An 18,851-nucleotide genomic window follows, 5' to 3' on the forward strand; every position below is an offset into this window, starting at 1 on the left:
GATACAAATTGCATCATACAAATCGCAAGGAAGGACAGCCGAGTTGACGGCATCTGAGGAACCGGAACAGCAAGCCCCGGCAGGCACCAAGAACCACACCGGAGGGGCTGGCGGACGCGCACCGCTCGTCACCCCACCCTTCGCGCTGGCCTGGCTCGTCAACTTCACCCAGTACCTCGCGTTCTACATCCTGGTGACCACCATGGCGCTGTACGCGGTCAAGCAGTTCGCGGCCTCCGACGCCGGCGGCGGACTGGCCTCGAGCGCGTTCGTGGTCGGCGCCACGCTCGCCCGCGTGTTCGCCGGCTACCTCGTCGACACCTTCGGTCAGCGCCGGATCCTCCTCGTTTCCCTGGTCGTCGTGGCAATCGCCTGCGGGCTGTATCTTCCGGCCGGATCGTTGGTGCTGTTGATCGCCGTGCGGATGCTGCACGGCATCGGCTATGCCTTCGCCAGCACCGCCACCATGGCTCTCGCGCAATCGGTGATCCCACCCAAGCGACGTGCTGAGGGAACCGGCTACTACGCGCTAGGGTCCACTCTGGCGACGGCGATCGGCCCCGCCATCGGCCTCATGATCGTCGGCGACTTCAGCTACGACGTGCTGTTCTGGACATCGCTCGGGATCGCCGTCCTCGGCCTCCTGCTCGGCCTGCTGTTGCACCGCTACACCCATCAGCCCATCCCGGGCGCCATCGAGACACGCACGAAGCAGGCCTTCTCGCTGCGGAACATCGCCCACCCCGCCGTGGTGCCGATCGGCAGCTTCATGCTGATCGTGGGCCTCTGCTACGCGGGCGTGATCACCTATCTGAACGCGTACTCGGAGCAGCGGGGGGTGGTGTTCGGCGCCAGCATGTTCTTCCTCGCCTACGCCGCCTCCATGTTCGTGATGCGGTTCGTGCTCGGCCGTCTCCAGGACCATCGTGGCGACAACGTGGTGGTCTACCTGGGCCTGGTCAGCTTCGCCGTCGCGCTCGTCGTCCTCGCCCTCGCCGATCAGGACTGGCAGGTGATCCTCGCCGGCGCTCTCACCGGACTCGGCTACGGCACGCTGATGCCCGCCGCACAGGCGATCGCCGTCCGGCTGGTTCCGCCGCACCAACTCGGGACCGGAATCTCCACGCTGCTACTGCTCACGGACGCGGGCGTGGGACTCGGCCCGATCCTCCTCGGCTTCTTCGTCGCGCATTGGGGTTACGGCTCGATGTACGCGCTGCTGGCCGTGCTGATCGTGCTCTCGGCGTTGTTCTACCACGCGGCGCACGGCCGCAAGGACATCGCACGTCCCGGAGCTGCCGTCATCGCCCTGGACGGCCGTTCCCTGGGGTCGCCGAAGAAGTAGCGGATCCGCGGCGCTCGAGGTCGACGATGGACGACGCCCCACACCAAGAAGGCCGGCGTTATGGTTGCGGAACCCGTCTCGTCCCCCCACCTGAATCGAGCGCATATGAGCATCCAGACCGAAGAGCGCCCGACGCTGCAGCGATCGATGACCGCCCGGCATCTGATCATGATCGCTCTGGGCGGAGTGATCGGCTCGGGGCTGTTCCTCAGCTCCGGCTACACGATCAGCCAGGCCGGCCCACTCGGTGCCGTGCTCGCCTACCTGATCGGGGCGTTCGTCGTCTGGCTGGTGATGGTCTGCCTGGGCGAGCTCGCCGTCGCCTATCCGGTGTCCGGCGCCTTCCACATCTACGCGGCGCGCGAGATCGGCCCGGCCACCGGCTTCACGACGGCGTGGCTGTACTGGCTCACCTGGGCTGTTGCGCTGGGCTCCGAGTTCACCGCGGCCGGCATGCTCATGCAACGCTGGTTCCCTGGCATCGCGGTGTGGGTCTGGTGCCTCGTCTTCGCCACCATGCTGTTCACGCTCAACGCCGTATCGTCGAAGGTCTTCGGCGAAAGCGAGTTCTGGTTCTCGCTGATCAAGGTACTGGCCATCGTCGCTCTGATCATCGTGGGAACCGCGGCGATCTTCGGCTGGACGCCGTTGTCCTCCATCGACCGGGAACCCATCCTCCTGAACAACTTCGTCACCCCGGACGGTCTCTTCCCGACGGGCATCGGCGGCGTGCTCGTGACCACCCTCGCGGTCTTCTACGCATTCAGCGGCTCCGAACTCATCGGCGTGGCGGCCGGCGAGACCAAGGATCCCGAGCACAACATTCCCCGTGCTCTCCGCTCGACCGTGCTGCGCCTGCTCGTGATGTTCGTCGGCTCGATCCTGGTGATCGCGGCGATCGTGCCCTGGGAGAGCGTCGGCGTCACCGAGAGCCCGTTCGTCGACGTCTTCGAGTACGCGGGCGTGCCGTTCGCCCCCGACCTGATGAACTTCGTCATCATCACCGCGCTGCTCTCCGCCGGAAACAGCGGGCTGTTCTCCTGCGCCCGGATGCTGTTCTCGCTCGCCGAGCAGGGCAACGCGCCGCGCGCCCTTGCCCGTCTGACGCGCCGGGGCGTGCCGATCGTCGCGCTCAGCGTGAGCATGGCCTTCGGCCTGGCCTCGCTGGCGACCAGCGTGATCGCCGCCGACACCGTCTACCTGGTGCTGGTGTCGATCGCGGGGTTCGCCGTGGTGGCGGTGTGGATGTCGATCGTCGCGTCGCAGTTCCTGTACCGCCGCCGCATCCTACGGGAGCAGGGGGACGCGTCGTCGATCAAGGTGCCCGCCCCCTTCTACCCGTTCGTGCCGATCACAGCCTTCGTGCTGCTGGCCATCTCGATCGTCGCGATCGCCTTCGATCCGACGCAGGTGGCGGCGCTCTGGTTCGGCGTGCCATTCGTCGGCCTGTGCTACCTGTACTACTGGTGGCGCTTCGGCCGCCCCGGGGCACGCCCCACCACCCCGATCGACGAGGAGAGTCACGCGCTATGACGGCATCGGATGCTCGCCCGAACTCGATCGCCGAGGTGATCGCGGAGCATCGCTCTCGCGGTGCGGTCATCGTGCTCGACGGCGGTCTGGGCACCGAACTGGAGCAGCGGGGGTGTGACCTCAACCACCCCCTGTGGTCCGCCCGCGTCCTGATGGAGTCCCCCGACGTGGTGACGGGCGTGCACAAGGACTACTTCGACGCGGGCGCCAGCATCGTCAGCAGCGCGAGCTACCAGGCGACGCCGTTGGCGTGTCGTGCGCAGGGCATGAGCGACGCCGAAGCCATCGATCTGCTCGAGCACAGCGTCCGGCTCGTCACGGACGCACGCGACCAGTGCGATGCCTCGGGCGACGAGCGTCTCCGATGGGTGGCGGGCTCCGTCGGCCCCTATGGCGCCTACCTCGCTGACGGCTCGGAGTATCGCGGCGACTACGAGGTACCGCACGACGAGCTGAAGGAGTTTCATCGCGCCCGGATCGCCGCGTTGGTGTCCGCCGGCGCAGACCTCCTCGCCTGCGAGACGATCCCTCAGCTCGCCGAGGCCCAGGCCTTGAGGGAGCTGATCGACGAGTTCGGCGTTCCGGCGTGGATGTCGTTCACCTTGCGGGACGAGGAGCACATCAGCGACGGAACGTCGATCGCGAGGATCGCGGAGCTCGTCGACGACAGCCCGAATGTGGTGGCGGTCGGGATCAACTGCGTGCCGCTGAAGCGGGTATCCCCTGCTCTCCGGGTCTTGGCCGCGCACACCTCGAAGCCACTGATCGCCTACCCGAACTCCGGCGAGACCTACGACGCCACGACCCATACCTGGCGCGCGGCCCCGTCGGGCAGCACGCTCGCCGACAACGCCGCCGAATGGTCACGCCTGGGCGCCGTCTTGCTGGGCGGGTGTTGCCGAACGACGCCGGCCGACATCGCCGCCCTGGCTCACGCGGTGGGAGTCTGATCGCCTCGTGTGGATCGGCTATGCGCTCGGAGCCGCGGTCTTCGCGGGACTCACCGCGATCCTGGCCAAGGCCGGGGTGCGCAACACCCCGTCGACGCTGGCGACGGCGCTCCGCACGGTAGTGGTGCTCGTCGGCGCCTGCGTTATGGTGCTGGTCGTCGGCTCGGGATCGTCCATCGTCGACCTGAGCCCACGAACCTGGCTCTTCCTCGTGCTCTCCGGTGCCGCGACGGGCGCCTCCTGGCTCTGCTACTTCCGAGCACTGCAACTGGGTCCGGTCTCCAAGGTCGCGGTGATCGACAAGTCGAGCATCGTGCTGACGGTGCTGTTGGCCGTCGTCCTGCTCGGCGAGACCGACGACCTCGCGGCCCGGCTGATCGGGATCGCGTTGATCGGGGTCGGCACCTACCTGATGATCGAGCGACGGCCCGATCCCGCCACGCCGGCACGCGGGCCCTGGCTGCTGTATGCGCTCGGCTCCGCCGTCTTCGCCGCACTCACGGCGCTGTTCGGCAAGGTCGGCATCGCCGAGGTCGAATCGAACCTCGGCACGGCCATCCGCACCGTCGTGGTGCTGGTGATGGCCTGGATCCTGGTGGCCATGAAACGCGAGGGCAGGGCGCTGCGGACGATTCCCCGACGCGAGCTGTGGTTCATCGGACTGTCCGGGGCCGCCACCGGAGCATCCTGGCTCTGCTTCTGGAAGGCGATGCAGGACGGTCCGGCGAGCGTCGTCGTGTCGATCGACAAGCTGAGCATCGTGGTCACCGTCGTCCTCGCGACGCTGATCTTTCGCGAGTATCAGTCGCGCAGAGCCTTGGTGGGGCTGGGCCTGATCATCATCGGCACGTTGCTGATGCTCATCGGAGTGGTGTGACGCACCCGTCACGCGGCGATGCGGCGGGCGATGGGATCCACCACCACGCGCAGCGGGGCGCAGAGCGTCTGGCCGAGCCGCGCGAACAACTCATCGCGACTCGCGAAATAGCCGTGATCCGCTCGCACGAAAGGGGAGAGATCATAGGCGCTGTCGGAGCTGCGTCCGTCCCAGTCGACGGCACAGCGTCCTGCAGCCTCGAAGAGCGTCTCGGCACCGGAATTCGCAAAACGTCCACCGCCCTGGCAGCCGATCGGCCCGAAGAGCTCCGACGCCGGCTCCCACTCCCCCAGCAGGAACTCGGGCCAGGCAATCATCACCCGGTCCGGAAGCAGCCGCCCGATCCGAGGAAAGCGCGGGTACCAGAAAGAGCCGTCGATAAGCAGCGCCCGCACCCGGGTGCGCACCCCCGCCGCACGGGCGACGCTCTCCAGGATCGCGAGGCGCTGGCTGCACGACCCGAACCCGCGGGCGAGCGTACGCGACGCCGGCGTGGTCTCGTCGAGCGCATAGACGGGACGCACCTCGTCGCGGATGATCGCATGCGCCGCCTGCAGCACGGAGCGAGGCCCTTCCCCGACGGCAAGGCCTGCTGCCCTGGCGGCGAGCGCCTGGATCTCGGGCGACTGGTGGTCGAGGATCCGGGTAGGCAGGATCGATCCCAAGATCCCGGCCGGATCGACGCGACGCCGCCCCCATCGCCGATACCACGGCGTCAAGAGAGAGCTAGGGCCCACTAACGATCACGCCGGCGCTCGTCGGCCAGCCGTAGCTTCTCGCGCAGCGCCTCGCGTTCCTCGCTCGGCCAGGGCCCGGATTCGGTGAGCGGGATCTCCGTCATGTAGCGACGCTCGTGCTCGGGAATGAGGGCGACGAGGCGGTCGGGATCGTTCTCAGCGGTGGCATACAGGTTGGGGCCGTCGGCGTAGTACGGGTCGGTGAGCACCAACTGGCCGGCCCCTCCACGCATCACGTTCGACGGGTTGCTGTCCACCGGCCCGCACCACGGCAGGGCTTGCTGGGCCTCGAGATGCACCCGGGCTACCACCGCGACCAAGGCACCGAGTTCCAGACCGGGTTCCGCGAGCCGAGCGAGAAACATCTCGGCTTCGGTCTCCGACACCGCGGTCAGCCGCTCCATCACCTGGAGGTCGCCTCCTCCGGCGAGCCGGCGGTGAGCCATGAGCCGAGGCACAAGGCCCGTCTCAGCGGCCTCCTGATAGAGCCGTGCCGTGTAGGGGCCGACGGGATCGAAAGGACTGATCCTCGCGACGAGGCCGCCGTCGGGCGACGCCAGCGCGAAGGCCCAGTCGCCGGCACCGCAGGGCTCCCAACCCGCCTGCCTCAGCACCTGCTCGGCGTCGGCGTGGGTGGACTCGGGAGGCAGAGCGGAGAGCAGCACCTGGATCGACGGGGTCGTCATGGGAAAGGAGCCTACCGGGCGGGCGCGGGGGTCGCGTCGGAGAAAGACGAACGCCCCGGTGATCACCGGGGCGTTCGTGCAAGAAGTCGGGAGGTCAGATCGCTTCGACGTTCACTGCCTGCGGGCCCTTGGCGCCCTGCTCGACGTCGAACTCGACGCGCTGCGCCTCATCGAGGGTCCGGAAACCCCGGCCCTGGATCGACTTGTAGTGGACGAAGAGGTCCTCGCCACCATTGTCCGGAGCGATGAAGCCGAAGCCCTTTTCGCCGTTGAACCACTTGACGGTTCCTTGTGCCATGTTGCTTGTACTACTTTCTTCAGGCAACGCGACCCAAACTACAAGTCGCGCACCTCTACTGTGACACATCCTGGCCGGATTGCACGTATCGGCCCCGACAACAAGCCCCTCGATAGCTCGAAAACCGCCGCTCCACGCGCGCCGGAGGTGTTCGCCGACGGGCGACCGCCCGAGACAAAGCTCCAGCCACTAGCGTGAGCGCCATGGATGTCTTGGGGGTCGAACTGGCGACGACGGGCTGGCGCGACTACAAGAGAGACGGCGTGCTGGCCCAGTTTCTCGACTGGACCATCAACGGGGTCAGGCTGTGGCAGCATCTCGGGTTCGAGCGACCGCTCGCGGAAAGCACGGCGATCCAGGACGGCTGGGAGCTGGAGTTCGTGCTCGAACTGCTCGAAGGCCTCGACGGTTCCGGCGGCCCGCTGCACGACGGACGCACCCCCATCCTGGTGTGCCAGATCTGCGGAGACCTCGAGGACGGCGTGCTCAGCGCATCCGTCGTGCGAGACGGCAAACGCATCGTGTGGTCCCAGTTCGGTTGGGAGACCCCCTCTCTGGAGCGCCACGACCCCCTCCCCACCTCGATCTCCTTCACCTTCGACGCCGACGACTACCTCGCCACGCTGACCCGGCTGCGCGAATGGACCGAGTGCCATGCCCGCACCACGCAGACCCGATTCCGGTGTTCCCAGACACCCGACCGCACGGTGGATCTCAGCACCTGGAAGTGACGGATGAAATCGCACCGAAACCAGGGACCACTACTCTGTAGGCCATGCCCGATATCAACACGACGCCGATGCCTGCCGAAAGCAGCGCCATCACCGTCAGCGAACTCTCCGACCAGTTGCGCGCCGACGTACGCCTGCTCACGACGCTTCTGGGGCAAGTCCTGAAGGAGGGCGGCTCCGCCGGGCTGTTCGACGATGTCGAGGCACTGCGGCAGGCCAGCGTCGCCGCGCACCGTGATGTCACCCCCGAGGCCCTCTCGAAGGCGATCGAGATCGCGGAGTCGTTCTCGGTGGAGCGGGCGGACGAGGTGGCGCGGGCTTTCACCGTCTACTTCCACCTGGTCAACCTTGCCGAGGAGTTCCAGCGCATCCGCATGGTGCGCGAGGGCGATCCCGAGGTCGAGGGGGCCACCGATACCATCCCGAAGGCCATGGCGTGCCTGCGCGAGGAGATCGGCGAGGAGGCAGCCCAGCGGCGGCTGGAGCGCCTGCGCTTCCACCCCGTTTTCACCGCACACCCGACGGAGGCCCGTCGTCGCGCGGTCTCCACCAGCATCCGCCGCATCGCTCGCCTCTTGGAGGAGCAGGTGGTGGCGCAGGGCGATCAGGGCTCGCAGCGTCGCATTCAGCGCCGGCTCCTCGAGGAGATCGACACCCTGTGGCGGACCGCTCCGCTGCGCTCGACGCAGCCGGGCCCGGAGGACGAGGTCCGCTCCCTGATGGCGATCTTCGACGAGACCCTCTACCTGACCATTCCGCGGATGTACCGCTACGTCGACGATGCCCTCCAGGGCGACGAGGCCGGGCGCCGCGACCCCCTGGTGCGGCCGTTCATGCGGCTGGGCTCCTGGGTGGGCGGTGACCGCGACGGCAACCCGTTCGTGACGCCGTCGGTGACCATCCAGGCAGCGGCCATCGCTTCCGACCATGTGCTGCGCGGCCTGGAGCACACGGCCACCGCGATCGCGCGCAGCATCACCCTCGACTCCCACGCCACGCCGCCCACGCCGGCGCTCGTCAGCCTCTGGCAGAACCTGTCCATGGCCGACCGCGACGCCGCAGCGACCACCACGATCAGCGCTCCGAACGAGCCGCACAAGCAGGTGATGACGCTGATCGCGCGGCGGATCGCCGCCACCCGCAATCGCAACGCCGACCTGGCCTACGGCGACCCCGAGGAGCTCATCGCAGATCTGCGAACCGTGCAGGACTCGCTGCGGGCCGCCGGCGCGCTTCGCCAGGCATACGGCACCGTGCAGACGCTGTTGTGGCAGGTGGAGACCTTCGGCTTCCACCTCGCGGAGTTGGAGGTGCGCCAGCACTCCGCCGTGCACGCCAAGGCGCTGGCAGAGTGCGAGGCCGGTGGGCCGCGCTCACCTGAGACCGAGAGCGTGCTGGAGGTGTTCCGCGCGATGGCGCAGATCCAGCGCCGTTATGGACCACGAGCCGCCGGCCGCTACATCGTCTCGTTCACCCAGTCGGCCGCCGATCTGGCCGCCGTCCGCAAACTGGCGAAGTACTCAGGCGCCGACGTCGTGCTCGACGTGATCCCGCTGTTCGAGACCTTCGCCGACCTCCAGGGAGCTCGCGCGATCCTCGCCGAGGCCGTCACATACCCCGAGTTCGCTGCCCGCCTCGAGCAGACGGGCGGCAAGCTCGAGGTGATGCTCGGCTACTCCGACTCGTCGAAGGACGTCGGCCCCGTGGCGGCCAACCTCGCGCTCTACGACGCGCAGGTGGCGATCTCGCAGTGGGCCATCGAAAACGGCCTCGAACTGACCCTGTTCCATGGCCGCGGTGGAGCGCTCGGCCGCGGGGGCGGCCCCACCAACACCGCCATCCTGGCTCAGCCCCCGCACTCCGTGAATGGCCGGTTCAAGCTGACCGAGCAGGGAGAGGTGATCTTCGCCCGCTACGGCGATCCGACGATCGCGATGCGGCACATCGACCAGGTCGCGGCCGCCACCCTGCTCGCGGTGGCACCGTCCGTGCAGCGGCGCAACGTCGCCGCCGCCGAGAAGTACGCGGCCATCGCCCAGAAGCTGAGCACCGCATCCCGCAGCCGCTTCGATTCGCTCGTCCAGGCCGACGGCTTCGCCCCCTGGTTCGCGACGGTGACCCCCATGGAGGAGATCGGGCGCCTGCAGCTGGGCTCCCGTCCCGCCCGGCGGGGGCTCTCCGTCGAGTCGCTGGCTGATCTGCGGGCGATCCCGTGGGTGTTCGCCTGGTCGCAGGCCCGGATCAACCTGGCCGGCTGGTTCGGCCTGGGCAGCGCGCTCGACGCGGTGGGCGACGTGGAGCAGCTGCGTGAGGCCTACGAGGAGTGGCCGCTGTTCCGCGCCATGATCGACAACGTGGGTATGAGCCTTGCCAAGGCCGACGCGCGGATCGCACGCCGATACCTGGAGCTGGGCGACCGTCCCGACTTCACCGAGCTGGTGCTGGACGAGATGGAGCTGACCCGCTCGTGGTTGATCCGGATCGTGGGGGGCGACGCCCTGCTGGCCAACCGGCCCGCCCTGAGCACCGCCGTCGACCTGCGCGCCCCGTACGTCGACGTGCTCTCGCTCCTCCAGCTGCGAGCCCTGCGCGTACTGCGCTCCGACGCAGCCGAACAGATCGGCAAGGAATGGGAGCACCTGCTGCTGCTCTCGGTCTCCGGCGTCTCCGCCGGCCTGCAGAACACCGGATAGCCACTCCCTACGAGATCTCCTCGACGACGTAGGCTTGCTCCATGTCGGACATCTTCACCATCTTCAATCCCGGGATGGAGTACACCCGGCGCCAGAAGGATCTGGAGAAGATCCTCGTCGTCGAGGCGCCGGATGGGGCGCCGGGACCGAAGCCGCTCGACCTGGAGTCGGGCGTGGTCACCATCTCGGTGCCGCGCCCGGCTCCGGGTGCCGGGTCAGCGGAGGCTGAGGAACAGGTCTGAGCGCAACTGACTGGCGTCAGCGTCGGGCGTCGGCTCCGTGACGTAGATCTCGCCGTAGCGTGCCCCGGGCGCAAGGTGCTGTTCCCCCACCCAGCCCATCAGGTGGCCCCAGGCGTTGCCCAACCCGTCGTACGGACCGATGTGGGTCAGCAGCGCGTAGCGTCCGGCCGCAAGTTCACTGGGGATGACGCGGACGCCATCGATCTCCAGTGCCTCAGGCAGCGGGCGGTCGACCGGATGGCCCACCTCCAGGTTGAAGACGTCCATCGGATCGCCCTCATAGACGGCATAGGCCGGACCGGTCAGCGACAATCCGGCCTCACCCGCGACCTTCTGGACGGGACCGAAGCAGGAGTCGAAGATGCCGCGCAGATCGCCGATGCGCACGCCCTCGTGGCGCACGACCACCAACGGCAGGGCATCGATCTCGATGATCGTGGGCTCGGACCAAGGCCCGGCGATAGTCAGATCGGTGGTCATGGGTTCTCCCCTCGAAAGACCGGCAGGGCGCCGGTCGCGTTCATTGAGACGAGCCTATGGGCAGGGTCTGACGGGGCAAGCCTCGGCGTCAGTGCTTGGCGACGCAGAACTGGTTGCCCTGCGGATCGGCCAGCGTCACCCAACGGAACGAGGCGTCGCCGCGCTCGGCCACGAGGGTCGCACCGGCGGCAAGCAGTTCATCGCGAGTGGCGTCGAGATCCTCGGTGACGAGATCGAGGTGGATACGGTTCTTGCCGGGCGTCGGATCTTCGACGTGCTGGATGGCCATCATCGGCGTCGAGCCGATCATGATGAACCATCCCTCGTTCTCCTCGACGATCGGTGCGCCCAGGCGCTCGGACCACCAGACGGCCAGGGGCTTGGGTTTGGAAGAATCGATGGTGACCATGCCAATGCTGAGTGTCATGGTTCACCCTAAGCTCCCGGGCCGACCATCACGGCCGTTCCAGCTATCTCTTGTGAAGTCCACCCGGCCTTCAGGCTGGCGACAGTGCCTACTTCTCCTGCCACGGGTTGAACAGGCGGACGCCGGTGGACTCGAAGTCTGCGATGTTGCGGGTAACCACCGTCAGACCATGACTCAGAGCGGTGGCCGCGATATATGCGTCACGCTCGGGCCGCGGGTTCGGAACATGAAGCGCCGCTGTTCGGAGGGCAATATCGAGGCTTACCGGCAGAATCCGGTCGACCAGATCCTCCAGCACGGCGCGCTCGAACCAGGTACGCAGCACGACGCCCTGAGCGTGATCACGACGCTCAACAAGCCTGATGCCGAGTTCTATCTCCATCACCGAAATCACGCTGATGAACAGATGATCGGCATCTTGCCCGCTGGCCCACTCGACGACGTTCCTATCGGCTACACCGTGGCGCTTACGGAGTTCGCTGATGACGTTGGTATCGAGCAGGTACCTCACAACTCGGCCGCCCTGGGCAAGTCACGAAGCACGACGGGCTCGAACACAATGTCGGGCTCGTCCATCCGCAGGACGTCGACGATGGTGCGATGGTCTTTGAGACGTCGGTAGTCATCGATAGCCAACAAGACATAGGCGGGCTCGCCCCGGTCGGTGATGATCACGGGGCCATCATTTGCCGCCCGCTTGGCCGCGCTCACATCTCGGTTGAGGTCACGGGATGTCATCATGCTCGTCATGACACACCTCCATCGTAGGTACGTGCCTACATAATACCTCGCAGCAGGGTCGGGCTCCTCAGTCGGCGTCGTGGAGACGGACAGAGAGGCAGGTGACGCAGCCCTCGAGCTTCTCGAACTCGCTGATCGGCACCGTCGTCACGTCGAGCCCGCGCTCGCGCAGCAGCGCGGTGGTCTGCGGGGCATCGGCCGACATCAGCACCGAGTTGGTCCCCGTCACGACGACGTGGGCGCCCTCGGCCTCCGGCACGGCCAGGAAGCTGGGCCAGAAGTCGGGATCGTCGACCAGCGGCTCGTAGCCGATCACGGTGCCATCGGGCAGCGCGGTCACCTGGCTCTTGAGGTGCAGCGTCTTGGCGATCGGCACCGAGACCACCTTCCGGCCCACGGTGGCCAAGTGGTGGCGAAGCGCGGCGGCGCCGGCCTCGGTGGTGCGTCCACCCACGCCGGCGTAGACGACGTCGCCCACCTTCAGCAGATCGCCTCCGTCCAGCACGATCTCGCCGTCGACCGGCGCTTCGGTGAGCTCCACCACGCGCAGGCCCATGGCCTCGGCCGCCGCGCGCGCCGTGGGATGCTCGGGAGTCCGCGACGGGGCGCCGATCCGGGTGATCACGGCCAGATCCTCGGCGACCACCATCGTGTCCTCGATGAACACACCGTCGGGGCAATCCGGCACCGGCTCCACCTCGTGGATCTCGTAGCCGGCCTCACGCAGAGCATCGACGTAACCCTCCCACTGGGTCAGCGCCAGATCGGCATCGACATCGTCGCTGCGCTCGATGTGCGTCACCAGCCCCTCGGACAGTCGCGGGCTGGGGCGCCGCACGAAGGCGGCTTTCTGCGCTGTGGTCACGTCGCTTCTCCTTCTCGTAGATCCTCGACGAAGACTAGCGACTCCCGCGAGATGGGCCCATTCAACCTCATTAACTTCCCGTTAACCTCGTGGACGCCTCTCCACGATCAGGCTTGCGGTGCCAGAATTCCGGAATCGACCACGAGAGGCGTCCCATGAGCACACTCACCCAAGAGCTCTTCCGCAAGAAGCCCGTCGCCCCTTTCACGGGCGACAGTGAAGGCCCGGACAGCCTGAAACGCACCTTGGGCCTGCTGCCCTTGATGATGCTCGGCATCGGCGGCACGGTTGGCACCGGCATCTTCTTCGTGCTCAACCAGGCCGTGCCTTTCGCCGGACCGGCCGTACTCGTCTCGTTCATGATCGCGGGCGTCGTCGCCGGTCTCACCGCCATCTGCTACGCCGAACTCGCCAGTTCGGTGCCGGTGTCCGGCTCGTCCTACTCCTACGCCTACGCGACGCTCGGCGAACTGCCCGCCATGGCAGTGGCCGCCTGTCTGATGCTGGAGTACGGAGTGTCCACCGCGGCGGTCGCCGTCGGCTGGTCGGAGTACCTCAACCAGTTCCTCGGCAATCTCTTCGGGTTCCAGTTACCTGATGCCCTGTCGCTGTCTCCCGAGCAGGGCGGCATCATCAATCTGCCGGCCGTGATCCTGGTACTGCTGTGCATGCTGCTGCTGATCCGCGGCGTGAGCGAGTCCACGACGGTGAACACCATCATGGTGTTCATCAAGATCGGCGTACTCGCATTGTTCGCCGCGATCGGCATCTTCGGCTGGAACGTCGACCACTTCGCCGACTTCATGCCGCACGGCCTCTCCGGAGTCACGCTCGGCGCCGGCATCATCTTCTTCTCGTTCATCGGCCTCGACGTGATCGCCACCGCCGGCGAGGAGGCGAAGAATCCTCAGCGAAACCTGCCGCTCGCCCTGATGGGAGCGCTCGTCGTCGTGACGGCCATCTACATCCTGATCGCGGTGGTGGCCGTGGGTGCCCAGCCCTGGACGGAGTTCGAGGGCCAGAAGGCCGGCCTCTCCACCATCCTGCAGAACATCACGGGATCCACCTGGCCCGGCACCGTCATCGCCGCGGGCGCCATCATCTCCATCTTCAGCGTCACCCTGGTGGTGCTGTACGGCCAGACCCGCATCCTGTTCACCATGTCGCGCGACGGCATGATGCCGCCGATCTTCCACAAGGTGAACCCGCGCACGCTCACCCCCGTGCCGAACACCATCATCTGCGGCGTCCTGATCGCGCTGCTGTCGGGTGTCGTGCCGCTGAACTTCCTTGCCGAGATGACCAGCATCGGAACGCTCGTGGCCTTCATCGTGGTGTCCGTCGGCGTGATGGTGCTGCGTCGCCGCGAGCCCGACCTGCCGCGCGGATTCAAGGTGCCGCTGTACCCGATCACCCCGATCCTCTCGATCGCCGGCTGTGCCTGGATCATCAAGGATCTGCGTCCCGTCACCATCTACGTGTTCCTCATCTGGACCGTCATCGTTCTGGCCTACTACTTCGTCTACGGTCGGAAGCACTCGGTCCTCAACAAGGCGGGAGCAGGTTCGTGAGCATCGTCGTCGGTGTTTCCCCGGCCCATGAGGCGCACGAGGGCGTGGCACTGGCCACGCTGCTCGCGCGCGCAGGGGGCACGGACATGGTTGTGGTGGCTGTCGTTCCGACGCCGTGGCGGGGACGCGCCCTGCAGGTGGACCGCGACTACCTGAACTACCTCCACGAACTCGCCGAGGGAACTCTCGCCACCATCAGGGAGTCGCTCCCGGACGATGTCCCCTGCCAGACGGTGGTGCGCACGTCGCCATCCATCTCCGAGGGCCTGCTCGCCGCCGCGAAGGAGTTCGACGCGCCACTGCTGGTGCTGGGCTCGTCGAGCACCGGCTCTCTGGGCTTCGTCGCCCTTGGCAGCGTCACCGAGCGCCTGATGCACAGTTCCTCGGTGCCCATCGCGGTGGCCCCGCACGGATACACGGCGCCCGACAATCGCAGGGTTCCTCGCGTAAGCATCGGCTTCATCGGCGGGGCCGACGAGGCCGCCATGGTGTCGTTCGCCGGGTCGGTCGCATCGAGCGTGGGCGCCAGCGTGCGCCTGGTGTCGTTCGCGGTGCACTCAGCCCCACCCGTCACGAGCAGCCTGGGCGAAGGCACGGAGAACGACGTGGTGGACACCTGGGCGGCGGAACTGCGCGAGATCGCCACGGATCTGAGCTCCACTCTGGCCGGACTCCCTCACCCACCCGAGCAGCTGCCACCTGCCTTCGGACGCGGATCGACCTGGCACGAGGCGCTCGCCGACGTCGACTGGGACTGGGGCGACGTGCTGGTCGTCGGTTCCAGCCGCACGATGGGAGCCATCGGTGTGTTCCTCGGCGGCACCGCGTCGAAGATCACCCGGCACTCCCCCGTGCCGGTGATCGTCGTGCCGCGCAACTCTCACGGTCGCTGAGGTACGGGCGCAGCGACAGTTACGGGCGAGTTAGAGATTCCGCCAGTAGGTGGTACCTATTGGCGGGATCTCTTAGCTCCAGTAGGACTCGATCGCCCGCGCGAGGTACCACGCATCGTCGACGCCGATCAGCTCTCGGGCCGAGTGCATGCTGAGCAGCCCGGCTCCGACGTCGACCGTCGTGATGCCGAGCCGCGTCGCGGTGATCGGGCCGATCGTGGAGCCGCAGGGCACGTCGTTGTTCGAGACGAAAGTCTGGGTGGGCACGCCTGCACGTTCGCAGGCTGCCGCCCAGATCCCCGCACCCACGGCGTCGGTGGCGTAGCGCTGCTGGGCGTTGACCTTCAGCAGCGGGCCACGGTTGGGCTGCGGGCGGGCCACCGGGTCGTGGTGCGAGACGTAGTTGGGGTGCACGAGGTGCCCGCAGTCGGCCGAGATGCACGACGAACGGGCCAGCAAGGCCCTCGTCGCGTCGACTCCCAGCCCGTAGGCGGCGGCAAGCCTGACGACGACATCCTCGAGGAACGGGCCGGCGGCGCCCGACGTGGTGGCCGAGCCGACCTCCTCATGGTCGAAGGCTGCGAAGACCGTCACATCGCGACCCTGCTCGGCGGATTCGATGGCCGTCAGCGCCGCGTGGGTCGAGGCCAGGTTGTCCAGGCGCCCTGAGGCCAGGAACTCCCCGGCGATGCCGATCACCTGCGGACGCTGGGTGTCGAAGGTGTGGAGGTCGTGCGCCACCACGTCGTCGGCCTCGATGCCGGCCAGCTCAGCGAGGTGGGCCAGCAGGTCGACGTCGGCACCTGCACCGAGGATGGGCTGGAGGTGAGCCTGCCGATCGAGCTTCAACCCGTCGTTGGCGCCGCGATCGAGATGGATGGCCAGCTGCGCGATGCGAGCGATGGCACCGGAGCGCACCAGGTGCACCGAGCCGTCGCGGGTGACGAGCCGGCCGGCGATGCCGAGGTCGCGGTCGAGCCACGAGTTCAACAGCGGACCACCGTAGATCTCGACGCCCACCTGTGCCCAACCGGCTGCGCCGAGCGCGGGAAGCGGCTTCACCTTGAACGCGGGAGAATCAGTGTGCGTGCCGACGATCCGCAGCTCTGCGTCGTCGGCGAGCTCCTCGGGCGCCACCCACGCGATCACCGCACCGTGCCGAACGACGAAGCAACGCCCACCAGGAACCCCGAAGGGCAGCCTCTCATCCACGCTCCGGAACCCTGCGGCGCTCAATCTGCGAGCGATCTGGGACGCCGCGTGATACGAGGTGGGCGAGGCGACGACGAAGTCGGCCAAATCTTGGATGTGGGAACGTGCGTCGGGGTGCATCTGTCCAAGATAGAGGTTCCGCAGGTAGGTGGTGCCGTAGCGAGGACGTGCTGGATGGATGACCTGGCAAGACGGAGAACGAAACTGCCATCGGGTCATGCCAGTGAGTTCGACAACGAAGCCAGGTCGCCATCCAGTGCGCCGCAGTAGGTGCCACCTACCTGCGGAACCTCATAACGGTGCTCCCTGACATCTTTGAGGGTGGGCAAGGCTCGCATCGGGGGTCGAAGCATGACACCCTGGTACACGTGAGCAGCCCCTTCCAGCCCCAAGCCAGCGGCGACTACTGGTTCCGCGTCGGAAAACTCCATGTCACGTCGACGATGCTGGTCGTGCTGCTGGGCGCCATCGGGGCGTTGGCGTGCACTTTCTCGGGCGATCTGCGCCTCGCCCTCTACTTCGACGCGTCGAGCTTGTTCCAGCTCCAGTTCTGGCGGATCGTGACCTGGCCGCTGGCCGGAGAACTGACGATCTGGAGCCTGCTCACCTTCCTGATGCTCTGGTACTTCGGCTCGATGCTGGAGAGCAACCTCGGCCGCGACCGGATGATGCGGCTCTATGTGACCATCTGGGCCACGCTCACGGTCACGACCGGCATCTTCGGATTGGTTCTGACCACCGTCGGTGGGCTCGCCGGCGTGGGCCAGGTGCAGTTCCTGATCCTGCTGCTGTGGATCGCGGAGTTCCCTCGGGCCCGATTCTTCTTCAACATCCCGGCATGGGTGTTCGGGGCCTTCATCCTCGGTCTCCAGACGCTGCAGATGCTCGTGATGGGCGCCTGGGGCGCGCTGATCGCCACGGCTGTCTCTCTGGTGTTCGTGGCACTCGGCGCGCGACGGGTGGGCCTGCTCAGCGCCTACGACTGGCTGCCCAGCGGCGCCCCGCGCCCGCAGCGCACCCGCTCGCATGCCGCGCAGCAACCTGCTGCTCCCAGCCGTCAGGAACGCCGTCGGGCCAGCGACGAGGAACGGCTGGATCAGCTTCTCGCAAAGATAAGTGCGGAGGGCATCCACAGCCTCACCAAGCGCGAGCGCAAGGAGCTGGAGGAGCTGCGGCTCCGGCGTCGTCAGGGCTGAGCCCCAGTCGCACACGCACCTCCGACCGTTTTGTCAGAGGTGCCTGAGAGGCTTGGGACATGGACACAATCAGCCTCGTGCTCCTCCTCGTCGCGTTACTGGTCGGTGGCGTCGTCGGCTATCTGTTCGCCCGCTTGTCCTCCTCGGGGGCACAAGCCGATGCCCGTACGGCCCAGGCCAAGGCGACGGCAGAGCGCGACGCGGCCGTCCGGTTGGCCGACGAACTGAAAGCAGACCGCGCCGCGATGGCCGATCAGTTCGCACTGTTGTCACAGCGCTCTTTGGAGGCCCAATCGGCAAAGGCCGACAGGACCGCGGAGGCCAGGATGGCCGCCACTCAACAACTGGTAGAGCCACTGGCAGAAAACCTCAAGACGCTCACCGCTCGCCTCACCGAGGTGGAGAAGGAACGCGCCCGGCTGTCCGCCGAGCTGTCCCAGCAGGTACGCCAGGTGCAGGACTCCGGTGAGTCGGTGCGCAGGGAGGCACTCAGCCTGGCCACGGCGCTACGCACGCCACAGGTGCGCGGGGCGTGGGGCGAGCAGAGCCTGCGACGCATCGTCGAGATCTCCGGCCTCACAGCACGCTGCGACTTCGACGACCAGCAGACCTACACCGCCTCCGACGGCAGTCGGTTCCGCCCCGACATGCGGGTCAACCTGCCGGACTCGCGGGTGGTCTTCGTCGATTCCAAGGTGCCCTTGGCCGCCATCCTCGACGCCTACAACACCGACGACGAAACCACTCAGCGCGCGCACATCGCGCGGTTCGCCACGCATGTGAAGACCCATATCGAGCAGCTGGGCTCCAAGTCCTACTGGCAGCTCGATCAGCGCTCGCCGGATTTCGTCGTTCTGTTCCTCGGCAGCGACGAGTTCCTACGACTCGCGCTGGAGGCACTGCCCGATCTGCACGACTACGCGGCCACACACGACGTCGTGCTGGCGTCGCCAGGGCTGCTCATCCCCCTGCTGCGCACCATCTCGCACGGATGGCGTCAGACGGAGCTGGCCGAGTCGGCGTCCGAGGTGATTCGCCTGGGACGCGAGCTGTTCGATCGCCTGAGCACCATGGGCGCCCACGTCGACAAGCTCGGCCGCTCGCTCACCTCATCGGTGCGCGCGTACAACAGCGCCGTCAGTTCGTTGGAGTCGCGCGTCATGGTGTCGGCCCGCCGCTTCAACGATCTCCGCGTGGCCGACACGGAGCTGAAGAAGCTGGACCCTATCGACGAGCCGGTCCGCACGCCGGCCGTACCGGAAATGCTCGCCTACGAGGAGGAAAGAATGCAGATCGCGGAGCTGGCCAAACTAGCCGACCGACGCGACGTCAGCCCGTCGGCGGGCTGACCGAGCTACCGCGTCCCGGAGTGGT

The 18,851-nt window shown here is 67.2% G+C and carries 20 protein-coding genes; 11 read left to right on the forward strand and 9 right to left on the reverse strand.

What is annotated here, in order from left to right:
* Nucleotides 1–43 precede the first annotated feature (43 nt).
* The 4 genes from P0D62_RS12170 to P0D62_RS12185 all read left to right on the forward strand — a co-directional run bounded on the left by P0D62_RS12170 (nt 44) and on the right by P0D62_RS12185 (nt 4,705).
* A complete protein-coding gene (locus P0D62_RS12170; RefSeq protein WP_275702827.1) occupies nt 44–1,345 on the forward strand; it encodes an MFS transporter in 1,302 nt (433 codons plus the stop codon).
* Between the two features lie 105 nt (nt 1,346–1,450).
* Nucleotides 1,451–2,878 carry an amino acid permease gene (locus P0D62_RS12175; RefSeq protein WP_275702828.1) on the forward strand — a complete coding sequence of 476 codons (1,428 nt, stop codon included), beginning with the start codon at nt 1,451–1,453 and terminating at the stop codon, nt 2,876–2,878.
* Complete coding sequence (gene mmuM / locus P0D62_RS12180; RefSeq protein WP_275702829.1) at nt 2,875–3,828, forward strand: homocysteine S-methyltransferase; 954 nt, start codon at nt 2,875–2,877, stop codon at nt 3,826–3,828. The genes P0D62_RS12175 and mmuM overlap by 4 nt, the downstream gene beginning before the upstream one ends.
* 7 nt (nt 3,829–3,835) lie before the next feature.
* Nucleotides 3,836–4,705 carry an EamA family transporter gene (locus P0D62_RS12185; RefSeq protein WP_275702830.1) on the forward strand — a complete coding sequence of 290 codons (870 nt, stop codon included), beginning with the start codon at nt 3,836–3,838 and terminating at the stop codon, nt 4,703–4,705.
* An 8-nt stretch (nt 4,706–4,713) separates the two neighbouring features.
* Here P0D62_RS12185 and P0D62_RS12190 read toward each other — a convergent pair whose 3' ends face one another.
* From P0D62_RS12190 to P0D62_RS12200, 3 genes are all read right to left on the reverse strand, one after another.
* Nucleotides 4,714–5,424, reverse strand: coding sequence for a hypothetical protein (locus P0D62_RS12190; protein ID WP_275702831.1), 711 nt, complete (start codon nt 5,422–5,424; stop codon nt 4,714–4,716).
* Nucleotides 5,425–5,441: 17 nt separating this feature from the next.
* Nucleotides 5,442–6,128 carry a hypothetical protein gene (locus P0D62_RS12195; RefSeq protein ID WP_275702832.1) on the reverse strand — a complete coding sequence of 229 codons (687 nt, stop codon included), beginning with the start codon at nt 6,126–6,128 and terminating at the stop codon, nt 5,442–5,444.
* Between the two features lie 94 nt (nt 6,129–6,222).
* Nucleotides 6,223–6,426, reverse strand: a complete 204-nt coding sequence (locus P0D62_RS12200; protein WP_275702833.1) for a cold-shock protein — start codon at nt 6,424–6,426, stop codon at nt 6,223–6,225.
* Between the two features lie 203 nt (nt 6,427–6,629).
* On the opposite strand from P0D62_RS12200, the gene P0D62_RS12205 reads away from it, so the two are divergent.
* The 3 genes from P0D62_RS12205 to P0D62_RS12215 are packed head-to-tail and all read left to right on the forward strand — an operon-like array spanning nt 6,630 to nt 10,092.
* Nucleotides 6,630–7,157 carry a hypothetical protein gene (locus P0D62_RS12205; RefSeq protein ID WP_275702834.1) on the forward strand — a complete coding sequence of 176 codons (528 nt, stop codon included), beginning with the start codon at nt 6,630–6,632 and terminating at the stop codon, nt 7,155–7,157.
* A 44-nt stretch (nt 7,158–7,201) separates the two neighbouring features.
* Nucleotides 7,202–9,850, forward strand: a complete 2,649-nt coding sequence (locus P0D62_RS12210) for a phosphoenolpyruvate carboxylase (protein WP_275702835.1) — start codon at nt 7,202–7,204, stop codon at nt 9,848–9,850.
* A 41-nt stretch (nt 9,851–9,891) separates the two neighbouring features.
* Nucleotides 9,892–10,092, forward strand: a complete 201-nt coding sequence (locus P0D62_RS12215) for a DUF6191 domain-containing protein (protein ID WP_275702836.1) — start codon at nt 9,892–9,894, stop codon at nt 10,090–10,092.
* On the opposite strand, the gene P0D62_RS12220 is transcribed toward P0D62_RS12215, so the two are convergent.
* The 5 genes from P0D62_RS12220 to ddaH all read right to left on the reverse strand — a co-directional run bounded on the left by P0D62_RS12220 (nt 10,066) and on the right by ddaH (nt 12,605).
* On the reverse strand, nt 10,066–10,572 hold the full coding sequence (locus P0D62_RS12220) for a GyrI-like domain-containing protein (RefSeq protein WP_275702837.1): 507 nt from the start codon (nt 10,570–10,572) through the stop codon (nt 10,066–10,068). The genes P0D62_RS12215 and P0D62_RS12220 overlap by 27 nt on opposite strands.
* An 88-nt stretch (nt 10,573–10,660) precedes the next feature.
* A complete protein-coding gene (locus P0D62_RS12225; protein WP_275702838.1) occupies nt 10,661–10,999 on the reverse strand; it encodes a VOC family protein in 339 nt (112 codons plus the stop codon).
* Nucleotides 11,000–11,087: 88 nt separating this feature from the next.
* The gene (locus P0D62_RS12230) at nt 11,088–11,510 is read right to left on the reverse strand and encodes a type II toxin-antitoxin system VapC family toxin (protein WP_275702839.1); all 423 of its coding nucleotides are present in this window, start codon (nt 11,508–11,510) and stop codon (nt 11,088–11,090) included.
* Nucleotides 11,507–11,749 carry a type II toxin-antitoxin system prevent-host-death family antitoxin gene (locus P0D62_RS12235; RefSeq protein ID WP_275702840.1) on the reverse strand — a complete coding sequence of 81 codons (243 nt, stop codon included), beginning with the start codon at nt 11,747–11,749 and terminating at the stop codon, nt 11,507–11,509. The genes P0D62_RS12230 and P0D62_RS12235 overlap by 4 nt, the downstream gene beginning before the upstream one ends.
* A 58-nt stretch (nt 11,750–11,807) precedes the next feature.
* Nucleotides 11,808–12,605 (reverse strand): dimethylargininase, encoded by a 798-nt coding sequence (ddaH, locus tag P0D62_RS12240; protein ID WP_275702841.1) that lies wholly within the window; start codon nt 12,603–12,605, stop codon nt 11,808–11,810.
* A 155-nt stretch (nt 12,606–12,760) separates the two neighbouring features.
* On the opposite strand from ddaH, the gene P0D62_RS12245 reads away from it, so the two are divergent.
* Nucleotides 12,761–14,176 (forward strand): amino acid permease, encoded by a 1,416-nt coding sequence (locus P0D62_RS12245; RefSeq protein ID WP_275702842.1) that lies wholly within the window; start codon nt 12,761–12,763, stop codon nt 14,174–14,176.
* Nucleotides 14,173–15,069 carry a universal stress protein gene (locus tag P0D62_RS12250; RefSeq protein WP_275702843.1) on the forward strand — a complete coding sequence of 299 codons (897 nt, stop codon included), beginning with the start codon at nt 14,173–14,175 and terminating at the stop codon, nt 15,067–15,069. Before P0D62_RS12245 ends, P0D62_RS12250 begins: the two co-directional genes overlap by 4 nt.
* Nucleotides 15,070–15,141: 72 nt before the next feature.
* On the opposite strand, the gene P0D62_RS12255 is transcribed toward P0D62_RS12250, so the two are convergent.
* Nucleotides 15,142–16,401 (reverse strand): M18 family aminopeptidase, encoded by a 1,260-nt coding sequence (locus P0D62_RS12255; RefSeq protein ID WP_275702844.1) that lies wholly within the window; start codon nt 16,399–16,401, stop codon nt 15,142–15,144.
* 248 nt (nt 16,402–16,649) lie between these two features.
* Between P0D62_RS12255 and P0D62_RS12260 the strand changes: the two genes are divergently transcribed.
* Nucleotides 16,650–17,477: a DUF6576 domain-containing protein gene (locus P0D62_RS12260; protein WP_275702845.1), complete on the forward strand. Its 828-nt coding sequence runs from the start codon at nt 16,650–16,652 to the stop codon at nt 17,475–17,477.
* A gap of 59 nt (nt 17,478–17,536) precedes the next feature.
* Nucleotides 17,537–18,826 (forward strand): DNA recombination protein RmuC, encoded by a 1,290-nt coding sequence (locus P0D62_RS12265; protein ID WP_275702846.1) that lies wholly within the window; start codon nt 17,537–17,539, stop codon nt 18,824–18,826.
* The last annotated feature ends 25 nt before the right edge of the window (nt 18,827–18,851 follow it).

Origin of the sequence: Tessaracoccus caeni (assembly GCF_029211185.1) — a bacterium.
In the GTDB taxonomy this organism is placed as follows: domain Bacteria; phylum Actinomycetota; class Actinomycetes; order Propionibacteriales; family Propionibacteriaceae; genus Arachnia; species Arachnia caeni.